The sequence below is a fragment of the Streptomyces sp. SLBN-118 genome (assembly GCF_006715635.1).
In the GTDB taxonomy this organism is placed as follows: Bacteria; Actinomycetota; Actinomycetes; order Streptomycetales; family Streptomycetaceae; genus Streptomyces.
This window is the reverse complement of sequence record NZ_VFNP01000002.1, coordinates 1850365-1872370: the sequence shown is the minus strand read 5'-3', so window position 1 is coordinate 1872370 and position 22006 is coordinate 1850365. Positions and strand designations below refer to the sequence as shown.

The window sequence follows — 22006 nt, the reverse complement described above, 5'->3', positions numbered from 1 at the left end:
AGCCTCCGTTCCGCCCGTCCTTCCGCAGGAGTACGCCATGAGCGATGCCACCGAGCGTCCCGCCGTCGACGCCGACGCCTGGGCCAAGGCCTGCGCCGAGGATCTGGAGGCCGAGAAGGCCCGCCGCCGCACCCAGTACGGCACACCGCCCGGCTCCGCCGCCGAGGAGCTGCGCAAACTCCTCGACGTCGTCGCCGACAAGGTCTCCGCCTTCCAGACGTCGCTGCCCGGCATGGCCGCGCAGAGCGCCGTACAGCAGCTGGTCAGCCAGGCGAAGTCCGCCGTCGAGCCGGTCATCGAGCGCAACCCGGAGATCTTCGACCACCTCGCGGCCGCCGGCAGTGAACTGCTCGCCGCCTATCGATCCGCAGTCGAGGGCCATGAGCGACGCTGGACCCAGCAGCGGACCCCGGATCCGGACAGCTCCGGGGATGCCACGGACCCCCGCGACGAAGGCCCCGGGGCGAGCGAGCACATCGACCTGGACTGAGCCGGGCGGTGCCCGCCCTCGGGTACGGTTGGCCGTAGCGGGGCTCGACCGAAAACTGAGGGACACATGGGACTCACCATCGGCGTCGACATCGGCGGCACCAAGATCGCGGCCGGCGTGGTCGACGAAGAGGGCACCATTCTTGAGACGTACACGGTGCCCACGCCGTCGACCTCCGAGGGCATCGTCGACGCGATCTGCTCCGCCGTGGCCGGGGCCGGCGAGGGGCACGACATCGAGGCCGTCGGCATCGGCGCCGCCGGATACGTCGACGACAAGCGCGCCACCGTCCTGTTCGCGCCCAACATCCAGTGGCGCTACGAACCGCTGAAGGACAAGATCGAGCAGCACGTCGGCCTCCCCGTGGTCGTCGAGAACGACGCGAACGCGGCAGCCTGGGGCGAGTACCGCTTCGGCGCCGGCCAGGGCCACGAGGACGTCATCTGCATCACGCTCGGCACCGGGCTCGGCGGCGGCATCATCATCGGCAACAAGCTGCGCCGCGGACGCTTCGGCGTGGCCGCGGAGTTCGGCCACATCCGGGTGGTCCCGGACGGTCTGCTGTGCGGCTGCGGCAGCCAGGGCTGCTGGGAGCAGTACGCCTCCGGACGGGCCCTCGTGCGGTACGCCAAGCAGCGCGCCCACGCCACCCCCGAGAACGCCGAGGTGCTCCTCGGCCTCGGCGACGGCACGGTCGAGGGCATCGACGGCAAGCACATCAGCGAGGCCGCCCGCCAGGGCGACGCGGTTGCCCTTGACTCGTTCCGTGAACTGGCCCGCTGGGCCGGCGCGGGCCTGGCCGATCTCGCCTCGCTCTTCGACCCGTCGGCGTTCATCGTGGGCGGCGGCGTTTCGGACGAGGGCGAGCTCGTCCTCGACCCCATTCGCAAGTCCTTCCGGCGCTGGCTGGTCGGCAGCCAGTGGCGTCCGCACGCCCAGGTGCTCGCTGCCCAACTGGGCGGAAAGGCGGGCATGGTGGGCGCGGCGGACCTGGCACGCCAGGGCTGATCCCCGCTTGCGCCTGAACCGGCGCCGCTCTCGCGGAGCCGGCCGGACGCTGGTCATCTATGCGCAGACGCCCGTCGCGCCCCAAGGGGGAGCGGCGGGCGTCTGCCGTATGTTGATCGCCATGGCGACGAGTCTGCTGCCCAACTCCCGCACCGAACCCGACGGTTCGGCGGTGATCCGGGTCCTCGGTTACAACATCCGCTCCCTGCGGGACGACGAGGAGGCGTTGGCACGGGTGATCCGTGCCTGCCGGCCCGATCTGGTCTTCGTCCAGGAGGCCCCGCGCTTCTTCCGCTGGCGCAAACACGCCGCCCGGCTCGCCGCCAAGAGCGAACTCGTGGTCCTGACGGGCGGGGCGACCGCCACCGGACCGCTGCTGCTCTGCTCGCTGCGCGCCACGGTGGAGCGTACGGAAGACGTGCTGCTGCCGCTCACTCCCGGGCTGCACCGGCGCGGTTTCGCCACCGCGGTCGTACGGATCGGGGGCGCCCGGATCGGACTGCTCAGCTGCCATCTGAGCCTGCGGAGCGACGAGCGCTACGCGCAGGCCGGGATGCTGCTGGACCGGCTGAAGGCGATGGATGTGCCGTACGCGATCGCGGCGGGCGACATCAACGAGCGGCCCACGGGCCGCAGCTTCCGCAGGCTCGCAGAGTCACTTCAGGACTGCTGGGAGGTCGCGCCCTGGGGCGGTGAGTACACCTCGACGCCGGACAATCCGCACCAGCGGATCGACGCGATCTTCGCCACGGCGGGCGTCGAGGTGCTGGGATGCGGTGTGCCGCTGGGCCTCCCGGGCATCACCGAGGCCGACCTGCGCGCCGCGACGGACCACCTTCCGGTGCTGGCCGCACTGCGGGTCCAGGGGGCCTGATCCCGGGGACCCCATGGAACCCCCGGCACCACCGCGCTGGAACCCCTATACCACCGCGCCGCGGCCCGGGTCGTCGTCGTCCTCGTCGTCTCCGTGCGACATCCGGGCCACCAGGGTGGCGAAGCCGCCCAGGAAACCGCCGACACACAGCGTGGTCAGCCACCACGTCATGTCCCACTGCAGCAGCACCGCGATCAGCATCAGCACCGGGCCGCCCACCACCGCGAGCCAGGCGAACCTGGCCGTGACATCGGCCTCCGGCAGCGGCGGCGGCTCCGGCGGGACGAAGTGGCCCTCGTCGCCGTCGTCGAGGTCCTCGTCCCTGGGCTCGGTCACCCGGTAGTCGCGCGGGCCGCCGACGCCCGGCGCGAAAGTGATGGAACTCCCCAGCGCCGGCCGATCCGCGTCCCTTGCGTCGTCCCCGTCCCCGTCCCCGTCGTCGTCCGCGCCGGGCTCCGGCTGCTCGGCCGAGCGGCCCTTCGGGCCGCGGTTCGGGGTCTCGTTCAGATCGCCCTCCAGCAGGGCGAGATCCTCCACCGACTTGAACGGCTTGGCACCCGGCGGGTCGGCCGGCTCCTCGCCGTATCCCGCGACGATGGCCGCCCAGGCGGCTTCCTCGTCGATCGGCTGCGGCTCGCGGTCCGCGTCGTGCTGCTCAGCCACCGGTGGTGCTCCCCTTCTTCCCGACACTCGGAGCGAGGCGGCCGATGAACGCGTAACTCTCCTCGAAAATCCGCTCCGCATCGTGGTCCAACGTCGCCACGTGGTAGCTCTGTTCCAGAAGGATCTCCCTGACATCGGTCGAGGAGACCCGGCTGAGGATGCGGGCCGAGTCGACCGGCGGGACCACATGGTCCTGCGGGCTGTGCAGCAGGACCATCGGCTGTGTGACCTGCGGCAGCTCGCCGTCCACCAGCCGGAGGAAGTTCCGCAGGGAGTGCGCGGCGTGCAGCGGCACCCGGTCGTATCCGACCTCCTCGGAGCCCTCCTTGGCGATGTCGCTCGTGAGTCCCTTGGTCGTGGGCACCACGTGCCGCATCACGGGCAGGGCGTGTGCCGACAGGCCGTGGACCTTGTTCGCCGGGTTGACCACGACGATGCCGCTGACCGAGTCGCCGTGCTTTGCGGCCAGACGCAGTGTCAGCGCGCCGCCCATGGAGAGCCCGAAGACGAATACCTGGCTGCACCGCTCCAGCAGCAGCCGCAGCTCGCGGTCCACCTCGGCGTACCAGTCCTGCCAGCCGGTGACCTGCATGTCCTGCCAGCGCGTGCCGTGCCCGGGCAGCAGCGGCAGGGACACCGTCAGTCCGCGCTCCGCCAGATAGTCGGCCCAGGGGCGCAGCGACTGCGGGGAACCGGTGAATCCGTGACAGAGAAGGACGCCGACCTCGCCGCCCTCATGACGGAACGGCTCAGCTCCAGGAAGGACCGGCACCGGGGTCTCCTTTCGGGGGTTCGGGGCCCACGGCAGAGCCGTTGACGTGGCAGGCCCCGGTCAGGCACAGCGGCAGTGTCTTGAAGGTCTACTTGAAGGTCTTGGAGGTCTACTTCACCGTACGCGACCGGACTGACACCGACCAGGTGCGAAGGGCCCCCGGCACAGCGATCCCGGGCGCGCCTCGGGTTAAGGTCTGTTCGACAGCACACAGGAGGCACCCGAGTTGATCTACGGCGCAATGAAGTTCTCCATCGGAGGCTCGCTGAAGCTTGCCTTCAGGCCCTGGGTGGAGGGACTGGAGAACATTCCCGCCGACGGAGCGGCGATCCTCGCAAGCAATCATCTGTCCTTCTCGGACTCGTTCTTCCTCCCCGCGGTGCTCGACCGCAAGGTCACCTTCATCGCCAAGGCGGAGTACTTCACCTCGCCCGGTGTGAAGGGCAGGCTCACCGCCGCCTTCTTCAAGGGCGTCGGCCAGCTCCCGGTGGACCGCTCGGGCGCCCGAGGAGCGGGTGAGGCGGCGATCAAGGCCGGTATCGACGTCATCGAGAGCGGCGGTCTGTTCGGCATCTACCCGGAGGGCACCCGCTCTCCGGACGGCCGCCTCTATCGCGGCAAGCCCGGCGGCCTCGCGCGCGTGGCACTCGCCACGGGTGCTCCGGTCATCCCGGTCGCGATGATCGACACCGAGAAGATCCAGCCGCCCGGCAAGGTGGTCCCCAAGCTGATGCGCCCGGGGATCCGGATCGGCAAGCCGCTCGACTTCAGCCGCTATCAGGGCATGGAACACGACCGCTTCATCCTGCGCTCGGTGACCGACGAGGTCATGTACGAGATCATGAAGCTCTCGGGCCAGGAGTACGTCGACATCTACGCGACTGCCGCGAAGCGTCAGATCGCGGAGGCGGAGAAGGCCGAAAAGGCGGCCGCGAAGGCGGCGGAGAAGGCGGACAAGGCCGAAAAGCCGGATCGGTCGGATCCCTCGGAGACGACGGGCCGGCCGGCCGCGTAGCCGCGCGGTCCGTCCTGGGGAGGGGGAAATGGCCAAGCGCGAGCGTGTCGTGCGGATGTCGGTCGAACTGCCGCTGTGGCGTGCCCTCACCGCCTACCGCGTCCTGACAATGATCTACGCGGATCTGCTGTTCGCCTTCACCCAGGACAAGTTCGAGCGGCCGTGGGTGGCGTTCGTCCTCCTCGCGGTGATGTCGGTGTGGACGCTGGCCACCCTGCCCAGGGTGGCCAACGCGGCCCGCTGCACCAAGCCGTTCCTCGTGGCCGATCTGACCCTCGCGCTCACCGGCATACTGCTTACGCCGCTCGCCGACTTCCAGGCGCAGCATGTCGACGGGCCCACGCTGCCGACGATCTGGACCGCCGGTTCCGTCCTCGCGTTCGCCCTCAAGGGCGGCTGGCGCTGGGCCGGTTTCGCCTCGTCGTTCGTCGCCGTGGCCAACATCGTCGAGCGGGGCGAGCCCAGCCGGGACACCTTCCACAACGTCCTGCTGGTCTGGGTCGCCTCCATCGCCATCGGCTACGTCGTCGAGGTCGCCCGCGCCTCCGAGCGCACCCTCGCCCGCGCCCTGGAGATCGAGGCGGCGACCCGCGAGCGGGAGCGGCTGGCCCGCGACATCCACGACAGCGTCCTGCAGGTGCTGGCGATGGTGCAGCGACGAGGTACGGCTCTGGGCGGCGAGGCCGCGGAACTCGGCCGGATGGCGGGGGAGCAGGAGGTCGCGCTGCGCACCCTGGTCTCCAGCGGTCTGGTGCCCACGATGCGCGAGTCGCAGGACGCCACGCAGGGCGCGGTCGTCCGCACGGTCGACGTGGACGACGAGCCGTCCGACGGACCCGGACTCCGCGATCTTCGCTCGCTGCTGGCCCACCACGCCGGGTCGAAGGTGACGCTCTCCGAGCCGGGCGCCCCGGTCCTGCTTCCGGCCGCCGCGGCCGCGGAGCTGGCCGCCGCTGTCAGTGCCGCCCTGGACAATGTCACCCGGCATGCGGGTCAGGACGCCCAGGCCTGGATCCTGGTCGAGGACTGGCCGGACGAGGTGATCGTGACGGTGCGGGACGACGGCCCGGGCATCCCGGAGGGCAGGCTGGCGCAGGCGGAGGGCGAGGGCAGGCTCGGAGTCGCCCTCTCGATCCGCGGGCGGCTGAGGGATCTGGGCGGCTCGGCGGAGTTGATCTCCGTCCCGGGCCAGGGCACAGAAGTCGAGTTGAAGGTTCCACGGGGGAAGGCAGAGAAATGACGGAGCAGCAGACGATCAGGGTGATGGTCGTAGACGATCACCCGATGTGGCGGGACGCCGTCGCCCGGGATCTGGGTGCGGCCGGGTTCGACGTGGTGGCGACTGCCGGTGACGGCCCGCAGGCCGTGCGCCGCGCCCGCGCCGTCACGCCCGACGTGCTCGTCCTCGACCTCAACCTCCCCGGGATGCCCGGTGTCCAGGTGTGCAAGGAGCTCGTCGGCTCCCACCCCGCCCTGCGGGTCCTGGTGCTCTCCGCGAGCGGTGAGCACGCGGACGTCCTGGAGGCGGTCAAGTCCGGGGCGACGGGCTATCTGCTCAAGTCGGCCAGTACGGAGGAGCTGACAGACGCCGTGCGCCGTACCGCCGTCGGCGATCCGGTCTTCACGCCGGGCCTCGCGGGCCTGGTGCTCGGTGAGTACCGGCGGCTGGCGACCGAGCCCGCGCCGGCGTCCGGCGGGGACGAGCCGAAGGCCCCGCAGCTGACCGAGCGCGAGACCGAGGTGCTGAGACTCGTTGCCAAGGGGCTCTCGTACAAGCAGATCGCCGAGCGTTTGGTCATCTCCCACCGCACCGTCCAGAACCACGTCCAGAACACCCTCGGCAAGCTCCAGTTGCACAACCGTGTGGAGCTCGTGCGGTACGCGATCGAGCGCGGCCTGGACGACGTGTGACTTTGCCGCCCTTCGGGTGCTACTCGTACGAGTGAAAAGGCGGGCGTCAACCGTCGCCTGACGAAGAGGAATTGACCCTTCGCCCCATCCCGTAGTGACCTGGGTCACCATTAGCGTGGCGGTCATACGGCTCACCAGGCGAAGGGAAGTTTCCATGCGCGTCGGAGTACTGACCGGGGGCGGCGACTGCCCCGGGCTCAATGCGGTCATCCGTGGCGTCGTCCGCAAGGGCGTGCAGGAGTACGGATACGAGTTCGTCGGCTATCGCGATGGCTGGCGCGGCCCCCTCGAAGGCGACACGGTCCCGCTCGACATCCCGGCCGTACGCGGCATTCTGCCCCGTGGCGGCACCATCCTCGGCTCTTCGCGCACCAACCCCCTCAAGGCGGAGAACGGCATCCGCCGTATCAAGGACACCCTCGGCAAGAACGAGGTGGACGCGCTGATCGTGATCGGCGGCGAGGACACTCTGGGTGTGGCCGCGCGGCTCTGCGAGGAATACGGCATCAACTGCGTCGGCGTGCCCAAGACCATCGACAACGACCTGTCGGCCACGGACTACACCTTCGGCTTCGACACCGCGGTCGGCATCGCCACCGAGGCCATCGACCGGCTCCACACCACCGCCGAATCCCATATGCGTGTCCTCGTGGTGGAGGTGATGGGGCGCCACGCCGGCTGGATCGCCCTGCACTCCGGTCTCGCGGGCGGCGCGAACGTCATCCTCATTCCGGAGCAGCGCTTCGACGTCGACCAGGTCTGCGCCTGGGTGACCTCGCGCTTCAAGGCCAGTTACGCACCGATCGTGGTGGTCGCCGAAGGGGCCATGCCCAAGGACGGCGAGGCGGTGCTCAAGGACGGTTCGCTCGACTCCTTCGGCCATGTCCGGCTTTCCGGCGTCGGTGAATGGCTGGCCAAGGAGATCGAGAAGCGAACGGGCAAGGAGGCCCGCACCACGGTCCTCGGCCATGTCCAGCGCGGCGGCACCCCGAGCGCGTTCGACCGCTGGCTGGCGACGCGCTTCGGGCTGCACGCGATCGAGGCGGTGCGGGACGGGGACTTCGGGAAGATGGTGGCGCTGCAGGGCACGGACATCGTGCGGGTGCCGATTGCCGAGGCGACGGCGAAGCTGAAGACGGTGGACCCGAAGCTGTACGAGGAGGTCGGGGTCTTCTTCGGCTGAGGGCCCCGAACACCGGACGGGCCGAATGTGCGGCCGAGCCGCCCATTTCCGCCCGTCCGGCGTCGGGTGGGGCCCCCGGTCACACCGCCGTCATCGACGCGACCACGCTCCGGACCACCTCCGGCCCCCGCAGCGTCAGCACGGACTCCGGGTGGAACTGGATGCCCGCGAAGCCCGCTCCCCGCAGGGCATGCACCTCCGCCGTGCGGGGGTCGCGCGCGACCTCGATCCCCCGCGCCCCCAACTCCTCCGCCGCCGCGTCATCGCACCGCGCGGTGAAGCTGTTGTAGAACCCCACCGTCTCCTCACGCCCGAAGAAGTCGATACGCTCCTGCGCGCCCTGGTACGGCGTGGCCTTCCGTACGATCTTCAGGCCCAGCTCCGCGGCCATGAGTTCATGGCCGAGGCAGACACCGAGCAGCCCATGGCGCTGATCGCGCAGCAACTCGCCCGTGAGCGCGCGCAGGAAGCGCATCTTCGGGTCGGCAGCGTCGGCGGGATCGCCCGGGCCGGGGCCCAGCACCACCGGTCCCGGGTGCGTGAGCACCCTCTCGCGCAGGCCCGGCTCGTCGTGCCGGCGTACGGTCACCTCCAGGCCGGTGGAGCGCAGCAGATGCGCCAGCATCGCGGTGAAGGTGTCCTCGCCGTCGACGACCAGGGCGTGGCCCGACAGCTGCGCGGACCGCTCCTGCATCCGCAGCCAGAACGGAGCGAGGTCGGCGCGGCGGGCGTCGAGCGCGGCCCGTACCCTCGGGTCGTCGGCGAGACCCGGGCGCCCGGCGTCCTCCCGGGGCCGCCCCGGGCGAACCCCCAGCGCGGCCAGCACGCCCGCCGCCTTGGCGTGTGTCTCGGCGACCTCGCCCGCCGGGTCGGAGTGCCGCACCAGCGTGGCCCCGACCGGCACCCGCAGGGACCCGTCGGCGTCGATGTCGGCGGTACGGATCAGGATGGGGGAGTCGAGGGTCTGCGCGCCTCCCGAGTCCCTGCCGATCAGCGCGAGCGCCCCCGCGTAGTAGCCGCGCCCGCCCACCTCGTGGCGTTCGATGACGCGGCAGGCGTTCTGCACCGGCGAGCCGGTGACCGTGGCCGCGAACATGGTCTCCCGCAGGACCTCGCGCACATCGAGGGAGCTCTTGCCCCTCAACTCGTACTCCGTGTGCGCGAGATGAGCCATCTCCTTGAGCCGGGGCCCGACGACCACGCCGCCCATGTCGCCGACTGTGCACATCATCTTCAGCTCCTCGTCGACGACCATGGAGAGCTCGTCGCGCTCCTTGCGGTCCTCCAGGAAGCCGAGCAGTGCCTCGGGGGTGGGGCCCTCGGGCGGATATCGGAAGGTGCCGCTGATGGGGTTCATCACGACGGTGCCCCCGCTCATCCGCACATGGACCTCGGGGCTGGCCCCGACCAGGGTGCGCTCGCCGGTGTGCACGACGAAGGTCCAGTACGCGCCGCGCTCGCCGTCGAGCAGCCGGCGGAACAGGGCGAGCGCGTCGGCCCGGCCGAAGCCGGGGATGCGGCCGGTGCAGGTGCGGCGGATGACGAAGTTCGCGCCCTCGCCCCGGCCGATCTCGTCCTCGATGACGCGCCGGACGATGCCCGCGTACTCCTCGTCGCCGACGTCGAAGGCCCCGCCCTCGACCCGTACGTCATGGGCGGGAAGCTGCGACAGGGCGTCGGCGAGGGGGAGTTCGTACGATGTGTCGGCGACGAGTACGGACAGCGGCGTCCCGTCGTCGCGTACGTCGAAGCCGCGCTCCCTGATCTGGCGGAACGGGACCAGGGCGAGCGAGGGGCGGTCGGTGGCCGGGATGTCGGCGAGCCGCTCGGCCTCGTGCACCGCGCCGATCAGGACCTCGACGGTGTCGTGGTCGCGGCCGGGGGTGCGCCTGCGCAGCAGGGCGAAGGGAGGGCAGTCGTCGTCGAGCAGTCGGCTGATGGGCATCCGGTGTTCCTTCCGGGTGGGAGGAACGGCCGCTGTCCCCGGACCCGGGAAACACTGAAGGCCGCCCCTCGGGCGGCCTTCGCGATCCTGTTGCGCGCGATCAGTCAGTGGGCCGCCGGATGTGCGGTCCACCACCAGCTCTGAGTCGAATGCGCGAACATGCGCCGAACCCTACCCGATGCCGCTTCCCCGACTGCGCGGTCGGGCGCGGTCGTCTCATCTACTGAGCAGTGGAATGGACGGCCGACACGACCCCGTAATGTGGTCAGGGTGACCGTGAACGCTAAGACCACCGCTACCGGTGGCAACACCTGGCGAGACCTGCCCGCGGCGCAGCAGCCCGAGTACCCCGATGCCGAGGCTCTGCGCGATGTGATCGCGGACCTCGAGTCGTATCCGCCACTCGTCTTCGCGGGCGAGTGCGACCAGCTGCGCGCCCGGATGGGAGCCGTCGCCAAGGGCGAGGCGTTCCTGCTCCAGGGCGGCGACTGCGCCGAGGCCTTCGACGGTGTGTCCGCCGACCACATCCGCAACAAGCTCAAGACCCTGCTGCAGATGGGCGCGGTGCTCACCTATGCCGCGTCCGTGCCCGTGGTCAAGGTCGGCCGTATCGCGGGCCAGTACTCCAAGCCGCGCTCCAAGCCGACCGAGACCCGCGACGGCGTGACGCTGCCCACCTACCGGGGCGACTCCGTCAACGGCTTCGACTTCACCGAGGCAGCCCGGATCCCGGACCCCGAGCGCCTCAAGCGGATGTACAACGCATCCGCGGCGACGCTCAACCTGGTGCGTGCCTTCACCACCGGTGGCTACGCCGACCTGCGCCAGGTGCACGCCTGGAACCAGGACTTCGTGAAGTCGTCCCCCTCCGGGCAGCGCTACGAGCAGCTCGCGCGGGAGATCGACAACGCGCTGAACTTCATGAAGGCCTGCGGCACCGACCCGGCTGAGTTCCGCACAGTCGAGTTCTACTCCTCCCACGAGGCGCTGCTGCTCGACTACGAGGGTGCGCTGACCCGCACCGACTCGCGGACCGGCCAGCTGTACAACACCTCAGGCCACATGGTCTGGATCGGTGAGCGCACCCGCCAGCTGGACGGCGCGCACATCGAGTTCGCCTCGCGGATCCGCAACCCGATCGGTGTGAAGCTCGGCCCGACGACCACGGTCGACGAGGCGCTCCAGTACATCGAGAAGCTCGACCCCGACCGGGAGCCGGGCCGGCTGACCTTCGTCGTCCGCATGGGCGCCGACAAGGTCCGCGACAAGCTCCCCGAGCTGGTCGAGAAGGTCACGGCCTCCGGCGCCACGGTGGCCTGGGTGACCGACCCGATGCACGGCAACACCTTCGAGGCGGCATCCGGGCACAAGACCCGCCGCTTCGACGACGTGCTCGACGAGGTCAAGGGCTTCTTCGAGGTCCACAAGAGCCTCGGGACCCACCCGGGCGGCATCCATGTCGAGCTCACCGGTGACGATGTCACCGAGTGCGTGGGCGGTGGCGACGAGATCTTCGTCGACGATCTGCACCAGCGCTACGAGACGGCCTGTGACCCGCGCCTGAACCGCAGCCAGTCCCTGGACCTGGCCTTCCTGGTCGCGGAGATGTACCGCGACCAGTAGGCGGACCCGCAGTGACGGATCAATGACGGTGGGGCGCGGATCGATGTGATCCGCGCCCCACCGTCGTGTCCGGGGCTTTTGCGAACCCTGTCCGGCGGGTAAGGTTAGGTTAGCCTCACCGATCATCGGGAAGGCGCCATCCATCGATCCCGCCCGGGAGGTGACCGCGTGTACGTCTGCTCGTGCTTCGGCATCACGGAAAAGCAGGTGAAGGAACACGCGGATGCCGGCGCCTGCACACCCCGCCAGATCGCGTCGGTCTCGAAAGCCGGTACCGACTGCGGATCGTGCGTGCGACGTATCCAGGGGATCCTGGGACGCGGCGCCTGCCCCCGCCGGGAACTGCTCGGGCAGGGCAACGGTGCAGCCGTCCTGGCCGCCGGCACCCAGCAGGCCCCTCGGCCCGAGCTCGGCGAAGCCGCCTAGCTGATCGACCGGGCAGCGGTCTAGCTCTCCGGCTGCTCGATCAGCTGCGCGATGTACAGCGCCTCACCGAGCTTCTCCACGAGCTCCAGCTGCGTGTCGAGGTAGTCGATGTGGTGCTCCTCGTCCTCCAGGATCGACTCGAAGATGTTCGCGGACGTGATGTCGCCCTTGGCTCGCATCACCTCGATGCCGCGCTTGAGGCGGTCGATCGCCTCCACCTCGACCTGCCGGTCGGCCTGGAACATCTCGGTCACCGTCTGACCGACGCGCACATGGAAGAGCCGCTGGTAGTTGGGCAGGCCGTCGAGGAAGAGAATGCGGTCGGTCAGTACCTCCGCGTGCTTCATCTCGTCGAACGACTCGGCCCGGGTGTACTTCGCGAGCTTCGTCCAGCCGAAGTTCTCCTGCATCTTCGCGTGCAGGAAGTACTGGTTGATGGCGGTCAGCTCGGCAGTCAGCTGCTCATTGAGGAACTCGATGACCTCGGGGTCGCCCTGCATCGCAGAGGCTCCTTCCGCGCGTGTGACTGGGGCAGGTGCGCGCATCCTCGCATCGAGGCAGGGGGCAGTCCAGTAAGTGCATGCTTAGTAGGAGTTGCCCGAATCGGGCCAGACCTGGTCATGACCACCCCTCCTTGTCTGTCACCATTGAAGGCATGGGTCAGCCGGAGAGCCGGGAATACCGCGCATCAGAGGAGTCCGAGCTTCCGCCGGGGCAGCGACTGCAGCGTGGCTGGCCGGTCACTCACTACGGCCCCGTACCCAAATTCAAGCCGGACCGCTGGGAGTTCAGGGTTTTCGGCGCCACGGCGGACGGCGACAAACGCTGCTGGACCCATGAGGAGTTCTCGGAGCTGCCCTTCTCGACGGTCGTCGCCGATCTGCACTGCGTGACGAAGTTCAGCATGCTCGGCGCCGAATGGGGCGGTGTGCCCGCCCGTACGATCGTGGAGCTCGCCCCGCCGGCGGCGAACGTCACCCATGTCATGGTCTGGGCGGAGTACGGATTCAGCGCCAATATGCGGCTCTCCGACTTCGTCGCGGACCGCACGATCTTCGCGACGCACAAGGACGGTGAGCTGCTCACAGCGGAGCACGGCTTTCCGCTGCGCCTTGTAGTGCCGCATCTGTACGCCTGGAAGGGGCCCAAGTGGGTCCGGGGCGTGGAGTACATGACCGCCGACCGCCGCGGCTTCTGGGAGGAGCGCGGCTATCACAACCTCGGCGACCCGTGGCGCGAGCAGCGCTACTCCTACCAGGAAGAGCCCGGGGACGGCCCCGAGCTCTGACTTTGCCGTCCGTGCCGGTGGCGTCGTCAGTGGTACTGGTGGACCACCGCGTGGCCCTTTCCGCGGCCGATCATCCACCTGTTCACGGGCGTCGTCACGACGAAGGCGATGACGAGCGAGACGGCGAGGGCGAGCCAGAACAGCAGGTCGGCGAGCTCTGCGTCCATGGCGTTCGGCCAGAGCGCGATGACGCCGTTGTCGACCAGTTCCATCACGGCGATGGAGAGGGTGTCGGCGGCGAGGGCGACCCGGACGGCGTTCCTGAAGTCGACCCCGGCCCTCAGGACGCCGCGCAGTGTGAGTGAGTAGCCGAAGAAGAAGGCCAGGGTGATCGCGAGGATCATCGTCGGCACGTTTCCCCAGCCCAGCGCGGTGCCGATGGTCATGCCGAGCACCTCGCCAATGGCACAGCCGGTGAGGCAGTGCAGCGTCGCCCGGGCGGCCGTCGACCAGCTGACCTTTCCGCGACCCTCGTGCATGTCCGTGTGGTGCGCGTGCTCGGTGTGGGTGTCGTGCTCGGTGCGGGTGTCGTGCTGCATCAGAAGCCCCCAACCTCAGGTAGCGGTTCCGGCCGACAGCTACAACCATATACCCCCTAGGGGTATTCCTCAATCGAGCCCTCGGCGGAGATTCTTCAGCCGCGCCACATCCGCCGAGTGCCCCTCCTTACCGCCGGGAGTCTCGATGATCAGCGGTACGCCCTCCGTCGCCGGATGCCGCATCAGCTCCCGGAAGGGCTCCTCCCCTATGTGACCTGCACCGATGTTCTCGTGCCTGTCCTTGTGCGCGCCGGCCACATCCTTGGAGTCATTGGCGTGGATCAGCTTGAGCCGCCCCTCACCGACCGTTCCCACCAGCAGATCCAGCGTCTTCGCCATCCCGTCCGGGCCCGCCAGATCGTGTCCCGCCGCGAAGATGTGGCAGGTGTCGAAGCAGACGCCCAGCTTGGGATGCGCGTCGAGCGCCTCGAAGTACGGGCCGAAGTCCCACGTGCGCGAGCAGAGCGAGAAGCCCTGGCCCGCCGTCGATTCCAGCAGCAGGAACGGGTCGTCGTCGTGCGTCAGTTCGTCGAGCAGCGGCAGCATCCGCTCCCGTACCTGCGCAAGCGCCACCTCCCGGGCTCGCCCGCCGGTCGCCGAGCCGGTGTGCACGACCACACCCTTCGCGCCGATCTCGCGGCCCCGGCGCAGCGAGTGCCGCAGCGATTCCACGGACTTCTCCGCGGTGGCCTCGGTGTGCGAGCCGAAGTTGATCAGATAAGGGGCATGGACGTACGCCGAGATCCCTCTCGCGGCGCACTCCGCGCGGAACCGCTCGTCCTGCGCCGGATTTCCGGCGGGCGTCGCCCAGCCGCGAGGGTTGGCCACAAAGACCTGGACGGTTTCCGCCGCCAGCTCACGGGCGTAGGCGAGACCCGTGGTGGCGAGGCCGCCGGCCACGGGGACATGGCCGCCGACGGGGTTGCGCATGAGAACTACAGTCCCTTGGTCTTGATGGTGATCGTGCTGCCCTCGGGCGCCTGCTCGTCCGCCGCGACGGACTGACTCTCCACGGTGTCCCCGAGGAACGGGAAGCTCTTGTCGACCTTGACCTCGAACCCCGCCGACTTCAGCTTGCTCGTGGCCTCGTCGACCTTCAGGCCGACGACATCCGGGACTGGGAGCATGCGGGGGCCCTTGGAGACGGTCAGTGTGACGGTGTCGCCGCGGGCCAGCTCGGTGCCCTCGGCCGCGGACTGCCCGGCGACAGAGCCGGCCTCCTCGGGGGAGTTGATCTGCTCGGAAGCGATCTTGACCTTGAAGCCCGCGCCGGTGAGTCGGCTGGTCGCGTCGTCCACCGATTCACCCGTCACATCCGGGACTTCGATCGGCGCGCCCCTGCTGACAACGACGGCGACCGCGGAATCGGGGCTGCGGCGGGTCCCGGAAGCCGGATCCGTGCTGATCACCGCCCCCTGCTCGATCTCCTCGCTGAACTCGTTGGTGACCACGCCCGGCGCGAGACCGGCCTTCTCCAGCTCGAGCTCGGCCTGGGCGAGCGGCTTGCCCTTGACATCGGGGACCCGGACGATCTCCGGGCCGCGCGAGACGATGATCGTCACCGAGCCATTGCCGCGGATGCGCTCATTCGTCCCGGGGTCGGTCTTGATGACAGTGCCGCGCTGGACCGTTTCGCTGAAGTCGTACCGGACCTTCTTCACATCGAGTCCGGCGCTCTTCAACTGCTGCCTCGCGTCCTTCTCGGTCTTGCCGATCAGGGCCGGGACCCGGGTGAACTGCCCGGAGTTGATGTACCAGACGCCCGCCCCCACGCCGAGCACGAGCAGTACGGCGACCAGGGCGGCGAGCACGCCGCGCCGCGGGACGGCCCGGCGACCCGTCGGCCGGGTCGGCTCGGGCGGCTGAGGCGGCGGCATCGTCAGCCGGGCGGTGTGGTCGACCCCGGGCTCCTCGCGGGGGAGCACCCGGGGGATCACGCTGGTGGCGTCCTCCGAAGCCGCCGCAGGCCCCGCGGCGGCGGGCTCGGCCCCGCCGGCTGCCAGCGCCTGCGGCGGCACCAGGTCCAGCTGTTCGTCGCTGAGCGGGGCCCGGGCCGCGCGGGCCTGTGCCAGCAGCGTCACCGCGTCGTGAGGGCGCATCTCCGGATTGCGGGCGGTGGCGCTCGCGACCAGCTCGTCGAGTTCGACGGCGAGCCCCGGCACCAGGGCGGAGGGGGCCGGAACGTCCTCGTTCAGATGCTGGAACAGGACCTGGGCGGGCGTGTCGCCGGAGTGCGGCTTGGAGCCGGTCAGCATCTCGTAGAGGACGACTCCGCAGGCGTACACGTCGGCCCGCGTGTCGGCCGTGCCGTGCTCGATCTGCTCGGGAGCGAGATACGAGACGGTGCCCAGCACCGTGCCCGTGGTGCTGGTGACCGAGCCGACCGTGCGTACGAGACCGAAGTCGGCGACCTTGACCCGGCCGTCGTCCCCTATCAGCACGTTCTCCGGCTTCATGTCCCGGTGGACGAATCCGGCCCGGTGCGCCGCGCCGAGCGCCGCCAGCACGGGCTCCAGGATGTCGAGCGCCGCCCGCGGCTGGAGGGCCCCGCGCTCGCGCAGTACGTCGCGCAATGTGCAGCCCGCGACGTACTCCATGGCCAGGTAGACGTACGCACCCTCGGCGCCCTGGTCGAAGACCGCCACCACATTGGGGTGGGCGAGGCGCGCCACGGACTTGGCCTCGCGGATGAAGCGCTCCACGAAGGAGGCGTCGGTGGCGAGGGCGGGGTGCATCACCTTGAGCGCGAGCACCCGGTCGAGTCGGGTGTCGACGGCCCGGTAGACCGTGGCCATACCGCCGACAGCGATACGCGCGTCGACGCGGTAGCGGCCGTCGAGCACGTGCCCGACGAGGGGGTCCTTGAGGGTCGTGTCCACGCGGGAGATTCTACGAGTCATGGCTGACAGGGCGGATGCGGTGGGGTTGGACCGGAGCGGTACTGCAGCCGAGCTGTGACGCGGGGCCTGTTCGCCGGGGCGGCTGCCCGCCCTGATCGCCTGCGGCGGGCTTTGTCCCCTACCCGCCCCATCCCGTAACTGGGGCTCCGCCCCAGACCCCTTGGGGGGCTCCGCCCCCGGACCCCCGCGCCTCAAACGCCGGCGGGGCTGAAAATTTCCCGCCGGTCGGCCCGAATCTTCGGGCCGACCGGCGGAAATCCAGCCCGTCCGGCGTTTGAGGACACGCGCGAAGCGCGTACGGGCTTGGGGCGGAGCCCCAGTTCGCGCCGCGAAGCGGGCGCAGGGGGCTGGGGGCTTGCCCCCAGTTGGGGGTGGCCGTTAGGGGGAGGGAGGGGTGGGGAACAAGCCCCGCGCAGCGGTCAGAACGCCGGGCGTTCCGGGTCCAGGACCGCCCGGCCCTCGACCGGCGACGACGCCTCCGCGAAGTGCCGCCGTGGAATCCGGCCCGCCCGCCGCGCCAACCGCCCCGCCTCCACCGCGTGCCGCATCGCCTCCGCCATCAGCACCGGCTCCTGCGCCCGCGTGACCGCCGATGCCAGCATCACGGCCGCGCAGCCGAGCTCCATCGCGAGCGCGGCATCGGACGCCGTACCGGCCCCGGCGTCCAGAATCACCGGCACGCGCGCGTGCTCGACGATCAACTGGAAGTTGTGCGGGTTGCGGATGCCCAGACCGGAGCCGATCGGCGAGCCCAGCGGCATGATCGCCGCGCAGCCCACGTCCTGAAGCTTCCGCGCCAGCACCGGGTCGTCGTTGGTGTACGGCAGCACCGTGAAGCCGTCGTCGACCAGGATCTCGGCGGCCTCCAGCAGCTCGATCGGATCCGGCAGCAGCGTGCGCTCGTCCGCGACGACCTCCAGCTTGATCCAGTCCGTGCTCAGCGCCTCTCGCGCGAGACGCGCGGTGAGGACGGCCTCGCCCGCGGTGAAGCAGCCCGCTGTATTGGGCAGGACGCGGATGTTCAGCCTCTCCAGGACGGACAGGACGGAGCCCTTGACGGCCGGGTCGAGGCGGCGCATCGCGACAGTGGTGAGTTCGGTGCCGCTCGCGGCGAGGGAGCGTTCGAGTGTGTCGAGGCTGGGCGCTCCGCCCGTACCCATGATCAGCCGGGAGTTGAACGTGGTGTCGCCGATGGTGAGACGGTCGTCGGCCATGGCTGATCAGCCCCCCTGCACGGCGGTGAGAACCTCGACGCGATCACCGTCGCCGAGCAGCGTGCCCGGCCACTGGCTGCGTGGGACGACCGCCTCGTTGACGGCTGCGGCGACCCCGGACGGCGCGGACGTGAGCGCCCTGATCAGGGTGTCCAGCGTGGTTCCGGCGGCGAGTTCACGCGCCTCGCCGTTGACGGAGACGTTCATGCGGGCTGCTCCAGACGTACGGGAGAGAAGCGCAGCGGCGTGAAGGGGCGGACCTGATCCGGCAGCGCGCCGGTGACCAGCAGCTCGGCCAGCACATCGCCGGTGACCGGGGTCAGAAGCACCCCGTTGCGGTAGTGGCCGGTGGCCAGATGGAGACCGGGCAGGGCGCTGGGGCCGAGCAGCGGGGCATTGTCGGGGGAGCCCGGCCGCAGCCCCGCACGGGTCTCTGTGAGCGGCAGCTCGGTGATGCCCGGCACCAGTTCGTGCGCGTCGCGCAGCAACTCGTAGACACCGCCCGCGGTGACCGTCCGGTCCCAGCCGAGCTCCTCGCTCGTCGCCCCGATCACCAGCTCGCCGTTCTCGCGCGGGACCAGATAGACATCGCTGCCGCGCACGACGGCCCGCACGGTCCGGGACAGGAAGGGGGCGTACGCGGTCGGCACGGTCAGCCGCAGGACCTGGCCCTTCACAGGCCGTACAGGAGGCAGCACCTCCGCCGGTACGCCGCCGAGCCTGCCGCTGTGGCTGCCGCCCGCCAGGACGACCTGGTCCGCCGAGAGCTCCTCGCCGTCCGTCAGCACGGCTCCGGCCGCCCGGTCGCGTACGACCGAAAGCCGTTCCGCCCAGCCACGGTGGAAGATCACCCCGGCGCGCTCGCAGGCCGTCACGAGCGCCCCGGCCAGGCGTCGCGGATCGACCTGATGGTCGCCGTCCACCCGCAGGCCCCCGCGTACACCGGGCGCAAGCATCGGTTCGAGGCGACGGCATTCGCGGCCGCTCAGCCATTCCGACTCCAGGCCGGACCGGAGCTGCAGGGCATGCAGTTCCCGCAGGTGCGCCCGGTCGTCGGCGTCGAGTGCGACGGCGAGCGTGCCGCATGCGCGGTAGCCGACCGACTGCCCGCTCGCCTCCTCCAGCTCGGCGACGAAGGCCGGATAGCGCCGTGCGGATTCGAGATTGAGGCCGAGCAGTGTCTGCTCGCCGTAGTGGAGCTCGGTGACGGCGGCGAGCATGCCCGCGGCGACCTGCGCGGCCCCGCCGCCAGGCTCCGGATCGGCGAGCGCGACCCGCAGTCCGCGCTGAGCGGCTCGCCAGGCCGTGACCAGGCCGATGATTCCGCCCCCGATGACAAGAACGTCTGAACTGCGCGTTTCGGAAATACGCGACATGGGCGTCCAGCCCCTCCCTTCGCCGGCATGACCCGGATCAGGTTCGTACGGTCGGAGGCCGCCCAGCCTCCCTCTCAGCCCGGTGCGTCCGGGCTCCCGCGAGTGCCTTACGGTGGCCACCCTAACCCCCGCCCTCAACCGGCAGTAAGGGAGCAGGCGCTGCGGCAGTCGTCGCACGCGGGCGGCGCGAGCATCGCCGAACACGCTTACTGACGGACCGTCAGATGCGTAAGGTTGCAGGGTGAGCGAGCAGCAGAAGACAGCACAGACAGACCGGCGCGTGGTCGTCGTCGGCGCGGGAATGGCCGGAGTCCAGACCGCCGTGGCCCTGCGCGAGCAGGGCTTCACGGGATCCGTGACGCTGATCGGCGCCGAGCCCCACCAGCCGTACGACAGACCGCCCCTCTCGAAGGCGATCCTGCTCGGCAAGGCCGAGGGTTCGGCCTTCGAGGTCGACTTCGAGGCACTCGGCATCGAGCTGCGGCTGGGCTGCGAGGTGCAGGGCGTACGCCCGCTGGAGCACGAGCTCGACACCGAGGCGGGAGCCGTCCCGTACGACGTCCTGGTCATCGCCAGCGGCGCCGAGCCGATCACGCTGCCGGGTGCGGAGGGCGTTGCCGGGGTCCATCTGCTGCGCACCCTCGACGATGCCGCACGGCTGCGCCCCGTCCTGGCCGAACAGGACGACATAGTGGTCGTCGGCGCGGGCTGGATCGGAGCGGAATTCGCCACGGCCGCCCGCGAGGCCGACTGCACGGTCACCGTCGTCGAGGCGGCCGACCGGCCCCTCGCCGGCGCCCTGCCCGCCGAGGTCGCGGCCCCGATGACCCACTGGTACGCGGAGTACGGCGTCGAACTGCTCACCCACGCGCGCGTGGCCCGCATCGAGCCCGGAACGGTGATCCTCGCGGACGGCCGTGAGCTCCCGGCGGGAGCCGTGGTCGTCGGCATCGGCGCCCGCCCCGCCACCGGCTGGCTCGCGGGCTCCGGCATCGCGATCGGCCCGGACGGCGCAATCACCGCGGACCAGTATCTGCGCACCTCCCTGCCCGATGTGTACGCGGTCGGCGACTGCGCCTCCTTCCCGTCACGCCGCTACGGCGAACGCCTGCTCGTGCACCACTGGGACAACGCCCTGCAAGGGCCGCGCACGGTGGCCGCCAACGTCATCGCCGGCGATCTGCGGGAGCCGGTGGAGATCTACGATCCTGTGCCGTACTTCTGGTCCGAGCAGTTCGGCCGTTTCGTGCAGTACGCGGGCCACCACGCCACCGCCGACACGATGGTCCGGCGCGGCGATCCGGCGGGCCCCACCTGGACGGTGCTCTGGCTGCGCGAGGGCGCCCTGGTCGCCCTCCTGGCCGTCGGCAGGGCCCGCGATCTGGCGCAGGGACGCAAGCTGATCCTTTCCGGCGCACGGCTCGATCCGGACCTCGCGATCGACCCGTCCGTGCCTCTGAAGACGGCGGCACGGGCAGAGTGAAGACGGCGGCGCGGAGGTTGTCCGGGCAGGGTCCGGCTACCGACTGTCAGTCCGGGATGGCACGCTTGTCGTGTGACCGAGATTGACGCAAAGATCGATGCTCTCGTCCCCGCCTGGCTCCACCTTCCCGACATCGCGGAAATGCTCGATGTCGAGGTGACACGCGTACGGCAGCTGGTCAAGGAAGGCCAGCTGATCGCCGTGCGCCGTGGTGAGAACCGGGCGCTTCAGGTGCCGGCCGCCTTCATCGACGGCACCAAGGTGGTCAAGGGTCTCGCCGGGACCCTGACCCTCCTGAGGGACGACGGCTTCACCGACGAAGAGATGCTGGAGTGGCTCTTCACCCCCGACCCGAGCCTGCCGGGCACGCCCGCGCAGGCGCTCAGCGAGAATCGCGGCACGGAGGTGAAGCGCCGGGCCCAGGCGCTCGCCGTCTGACCCGCCTTCCGGCGTCCTGAGCGTCCGATTCGGGCTGCCCCGGACCGCCGGAAAGGACCAACTCCACGCGGTGTGCCGGCGTGGGCCCCTGGTGGCCCGCGCCCGCACACCGCCGACCCAACGGGGGAAACACCCATGTCCACGGCTCGTGAGCTGCTGTCCGACGCCCGGCTCTATCTGTGCACGGACGCCCGGAAGAAGCAGGGCGACCTCGCCGCCTTCCTCGATGCCGTGCTGTCCTCGGGTGTCGACATTGTGCAGCTGCGCGACAAGGGCATGGAGGCGGCCGAGGAGCTCGACCACCTCCAGGTCTTCGCCGACGCCTGCCGCAGGCACGGCAAGCTGCTCGCCGTGAACGACCGCGCCGACGTCGCCCACGCCATCGGATCCGACGTGCTGCATCTCGGACAGGGCGACATCCCGGTCCCGGCCGCCCGCGCGATCCTCGGCGAGGACGTCCTGATGGGCCGATCCACCCATGCCGAGTCCGAGGTGGACGCCGCCGCCGTCGAGCAGGGCGTGGACTACTTCTGCACCGGACCCTGCTGGCCCACCCCCACCAAGCCCGGGCGGTACGCCCCCGGACTCGGCCTCGTGCGCTACGCGGCGGGGCTGGGTACCGATCGGCCCTGGTTCGCGATCGGCGGCATCGATGCGGGCAATCTGGACGAGGTGCTGGAGGCGGGCGCCCGCAGGATCGTCGTCGTACGCGCGATCACCGAGGCCGACGACCCGGCAGCGGCCGCGGCGGATCTCACCAAGCGGATACGCACCTACGGACAGTAGGCCGAATCATGAGGTTTGGGTGTCCGGTTGGTGGACTCGGGTTGGGCGACCCGGAAGCCCTGGATAACCTGC

General features: G+C 70.3%; 24 protein-coding genes and 1 riboswitch. Of the genes, 13 read left to right on the top strand and 11 right to left on the bottom strand.

The window, feature by feature from the left end:
* The first annotated feature begins 37 nt into the window (after positions 1-37).
* The 3 genes from FBY35_RS27200 to FBY35_RS27190 all read left to right on the top strand — a co-directional run bounded on the left by FBY35_RS27200 (position 38) and on the right by FBY35_RS27190 (position 2372).
* Entirely contained in the window at positions 38-490 is a 453-nt protein-coding gene (locus tag FBY35_RS27200) for a DUF5304 domain-containing protein (protein ID WP_142216607.1), read from the top strand.
* 66 nt (positions 491-556) lie between these two features.
* Positions 557-1498, top strand: a complete 942-nt coding sequence (locus tag FBY35_RS27195) for an ROK family glucokinase (RefSeq protein ID WP_142216606.1) — start codon at positions 557-559, stop codon at positions 1496-1498.
* A gap of 121 nt (positions 1499-1619) precedes the next feature.
* Complete coding sequence (locus FBY35_RS27190) at positions 1620-2372, top strand: endonuclease/exonuclease/phosphatase family protein (RefSeq protein ID WP_142216605.1); 753 nt, start codon at positions 1620-1622, stop codon at positions 2370-2372.
* Between the two features lie 45 nt (positions 2373-2417).
* On the opposite strand, the gene FBY35_RS27185 is transcribed toward FBY35_RS27190, so the two are convergent.
* A complete protein-coding gene (locus FBY35_RS27185; protein WP_142216604.1) occupies positions 2418-3035 on the bottom strand; it encodes a hypothetical protein in 618 nt (205 codons plus the stop codon).
* Positions 3028-3807, bottom strand: a complete 780-nt coding sequence (locus FBY35_RS27180) for a carboxylesterase (RefSeq protein ID WP_142216603.1) — start codon at positions 3805-3807, stop codon at positions 3028-3030. Before FBY35_RS27180 ends, FBY35_RS27185 begins: the two co-directional genes overlap by 8 nt.
* 226 nt (positions 3808-4033) lie before the next feature.
* On the opposite strand from FBY35_RS27180, the gene FBY35_RS27175 reads away from it, so the two are divergent.
* From FBY35_RS27175 to FBY35_RS27160, 4 genes are all read left to right on the top strand, one after another.
* The gene (locus FBY35_RS27175) at positions 4034-4822 is read left to right on the top strand and encodes a 1-acyl-sn-glycerol-3-phosphate acyltransferase (RefSeq protein ID WP_142216602.1); all 789 of its coding nucleotides are present in this window, start codon (positions 4034-4036) and stop codon (positions 4820-4822) included.
* A gap of 28 nt (positions 4823-4850) precedes the next feature.
* Positions 4851-6062, top strand: a complete 1212-nt coding sequence (gene macS, locus FBY35_RS27170) for a MacS family sensor histidine kinase (protein WP_142216601.1) — start codon at positions 4851-4853, stop codon at positions 6060-6062.
* Positions 6059-6733 (top strand): response regulator transcription factor, encoded by a 675-nt coding sequence (locus FBY35_RS27165; protein WP_142216600.1) that lies wholly within the window; start codon positions 6059-6061, stop codon positions 6731-6733. Before macS ends, FBY35_RS27165 begins: the two co-directional genes overlap by 4 nt.
* A gap of 154 nt (positions 6734-6887) precedes the next feature.
* Positions 6888-7916 (top strand): 6-phosphofructokinase, encoded by a 1029-nt coding sequence (locus FBY35_RS27160; protein WP_142216599.1) that lies wholly within the window; start codon positions 6888-6890, stop codon positions 7914-7916.
* A gap of 79 nt (positions 7917-7995) precedes the next feature.
* Here FBY35_RS27160 and FBY35_RS27155 read toward each other — a convergent pair whose 3' ends face one another.
* Complete coding sequence (locus FBY35_RS27155) at positions 7996-9861, bottom strand: anthranilate synthase family protein (protein WP_142216598.1); 1866 nt, start codon at positions 9859-9861, stop codon at positions 7996-7998.
* 104 nt (positions 9862-9965) lie between these two features.
* Positions 9966-10022: a trp operon leader peptide gene (locus FBY35_RS38120; protein ID WP_132798854.1), complete on the bottom strand. Its 57-nt coding sequence runs from the start codon at positions 10020-10022 to the stop codon at positions 9966-9968.
* Between the two features lie 109 nt (positions 10023-10131).
* Here FBY35_RS38120 and FBY35_RS27145 point away from each other — a divergent pair, with 109 nt between their 5' ends.
* Together FBY35_RS27145 and FBY35_RS27140 are read left to right on the top strand one after the other, a co-directional pair.
* Positions 10132-11484, top strand: coding sequence for a class II 3-deoxy-7-phosphoheptulonate synthase (locus FBY35_RS27145; RefSeq protein ID WP_142216596.1), 1353 nt, complete (start codon positions 10132-10134; stop codon positions 11482-11484).
* A gap of 168 nt (positions 11485-11652) precedes the next feature.
* Entirely contained in the window at positions 11653-11910 is a 258-nt protein-coding gene (locus FBY35_RS27140; RefSeq protein WP_142216595.1) for a bacterioferritin-associated ferredoxin, read from the top strand.
* Positions 11911-11930: 20 nt separating this feature from the next.
* Here FBY35_RS27140 and bfr read toward each other — a convergent pair whose 3' ends face one another.
* Positions 11931-12410 (bottom strand): bacterioferritin, encoded by a 480-nt coding sequence (gene bfr, locus FBY35_RS27135; protein ID WP_142216594.1) that lies wholly within the window; start codon positions 12408-12410, stop codon positions 11931-11933.
* Between the two features lie 155 nt (positions 12411-12565).
* Between bfr and FBY35_RS27130 the strand changes: the two genes are divergently transcribed.
* The gene (locus FBY35_RS27130) at positions 12566-13198 is read left to right on the top strand and encodes a sulfite oxidase-like oxidoreductase (RefSeq protein WP_142216593.1); all 633 of its coding nucleotides are present in this window, start codon (positions 12566-12568) and stop codon (positions 13196-13198) included.
* 26 nt (positions 13199-13224) lie between these two features.
* Here the strand turns inward: FBY35_RS27130 and FBY35_RS27125 are convergent, their stop codons facing one another.
* From FBY35_RS27125 to thiO, 6 genes are all read right to left on the bottom strand, one after another.
* On the bottom strand, positions 13225-13737 hold the full coding sequence (locus FBY35_RS27125; RefSeq protein WP_142216592.1) for a DUF4396 domain-containing protein: 513 nt from the start codon (positions 13735-13737) through the stop codon (positions 13225-13227).
* Positions 13738-13806: 69 nt separating this feature from the next.
* A complete protein-coding gene (locus FBY35_RS27120; protein WP_142216591.1) occupies positions 13807-14667 on the bottom strand; it encodes a deoxyribonuclease IV in 861 nt (286 codons plus the stop codon).
* Between the two features lie 5 nt (positions 14668-14672).
* Positions 14673-16616, bottom strand: coding sequence for a Stk1 family PASTA domain-containing Ser/Thr kinase (pknB, locus tag FBY35_RS27115; protein ID WP_142216590.1), 1944 nt, complete (start codon positions 16614-16616; stop codon positions 14673-14675).
* Positions 16617-17056: 440 nt separating this feature from the next.
* Positions 17057-17851, bottom strand: coding sequence for a thiazole synthase (locus FBY35_RS27110; protein ID WP_142216589.1), 795 nt, complete (start codon positions 17849-17851; stop codon positions 17057-17059).
* Positions 17852-17857: 6 nt separating this feature from the next.
* A complete protein-coding gene (thiS, locus tag FBY35_RS27105; protein WP_142216588.1) occupies positions 17858-18058 on the bottom strand; it encodes a sulfur carrier protein ThiS in 201 nt (66 codons plus the stop codon).
* On the bottom strand, positions 18055-19227 hold the full coding sequence (gene thiO / locus FBY35_RS27100; RefSeq protein ID WP_142216587.1) for a glycine oxidase ThiO: 1173 nt from the start codon (positions 19225-19227) through the stop codon (positions 18055-18057). Before thiO ends, thiS begins: the two co-directional genes overlap by 4 nt.
* Positions 19225-19337, bottom strand: a riboswitch (TPP riboswitch). It overlaps the preceding gene by 3 nt.
* A 131-nt stretch (positions 19338-19468) precedes the next feature.
* Here thiO and FBY35_RS27095 point away from each other — a divergent pair.
* The 3 genes from FBY35_RS27095 to thiE all read left to right on the top strand — a co-directional run bounded on the left by FBY35_RS27095 (position 19469) and on the right by thiE (position 21934).
* Positions 19469-20710: an NAD(P)/FAD-dependent oxidoreductase gene (locus FBY35_RS27095; RefSeq protein ID WP_142216586.1), complete on the top strand. Its 1242-nt coding sequence runs from the start codon at positions 19469-19471 to the stop codon at positions 20708-20710.
* 72 nt (positions 20711-20782) lie between these two features.
* Complete coding sequence (locus FBY35_RS27090) at positions 20783-21148, top strand: Rv2175c family DNA-binding protein (protein ID WP_142216585.1); 366 nt, start codon at positions 20783-20785, stop codon at positions 21146-21148.
* Between the two features lie 135 nt (positions 21149-21283).
* The gene (gene thiE, locus FBY35_RS27085) at positions 21284-21934 is read left to right on the top strand and encodes a thiamine phosphate synthase (protein WP_142216584.1); all 651 of its coding nucleotides are present in this window, start codon (positions 21284-21286) and stop codon (positions 21932-21934) included.
* The last annotated feature ends 72 nt before the right edge of the window (positions 21935-22006 follow it).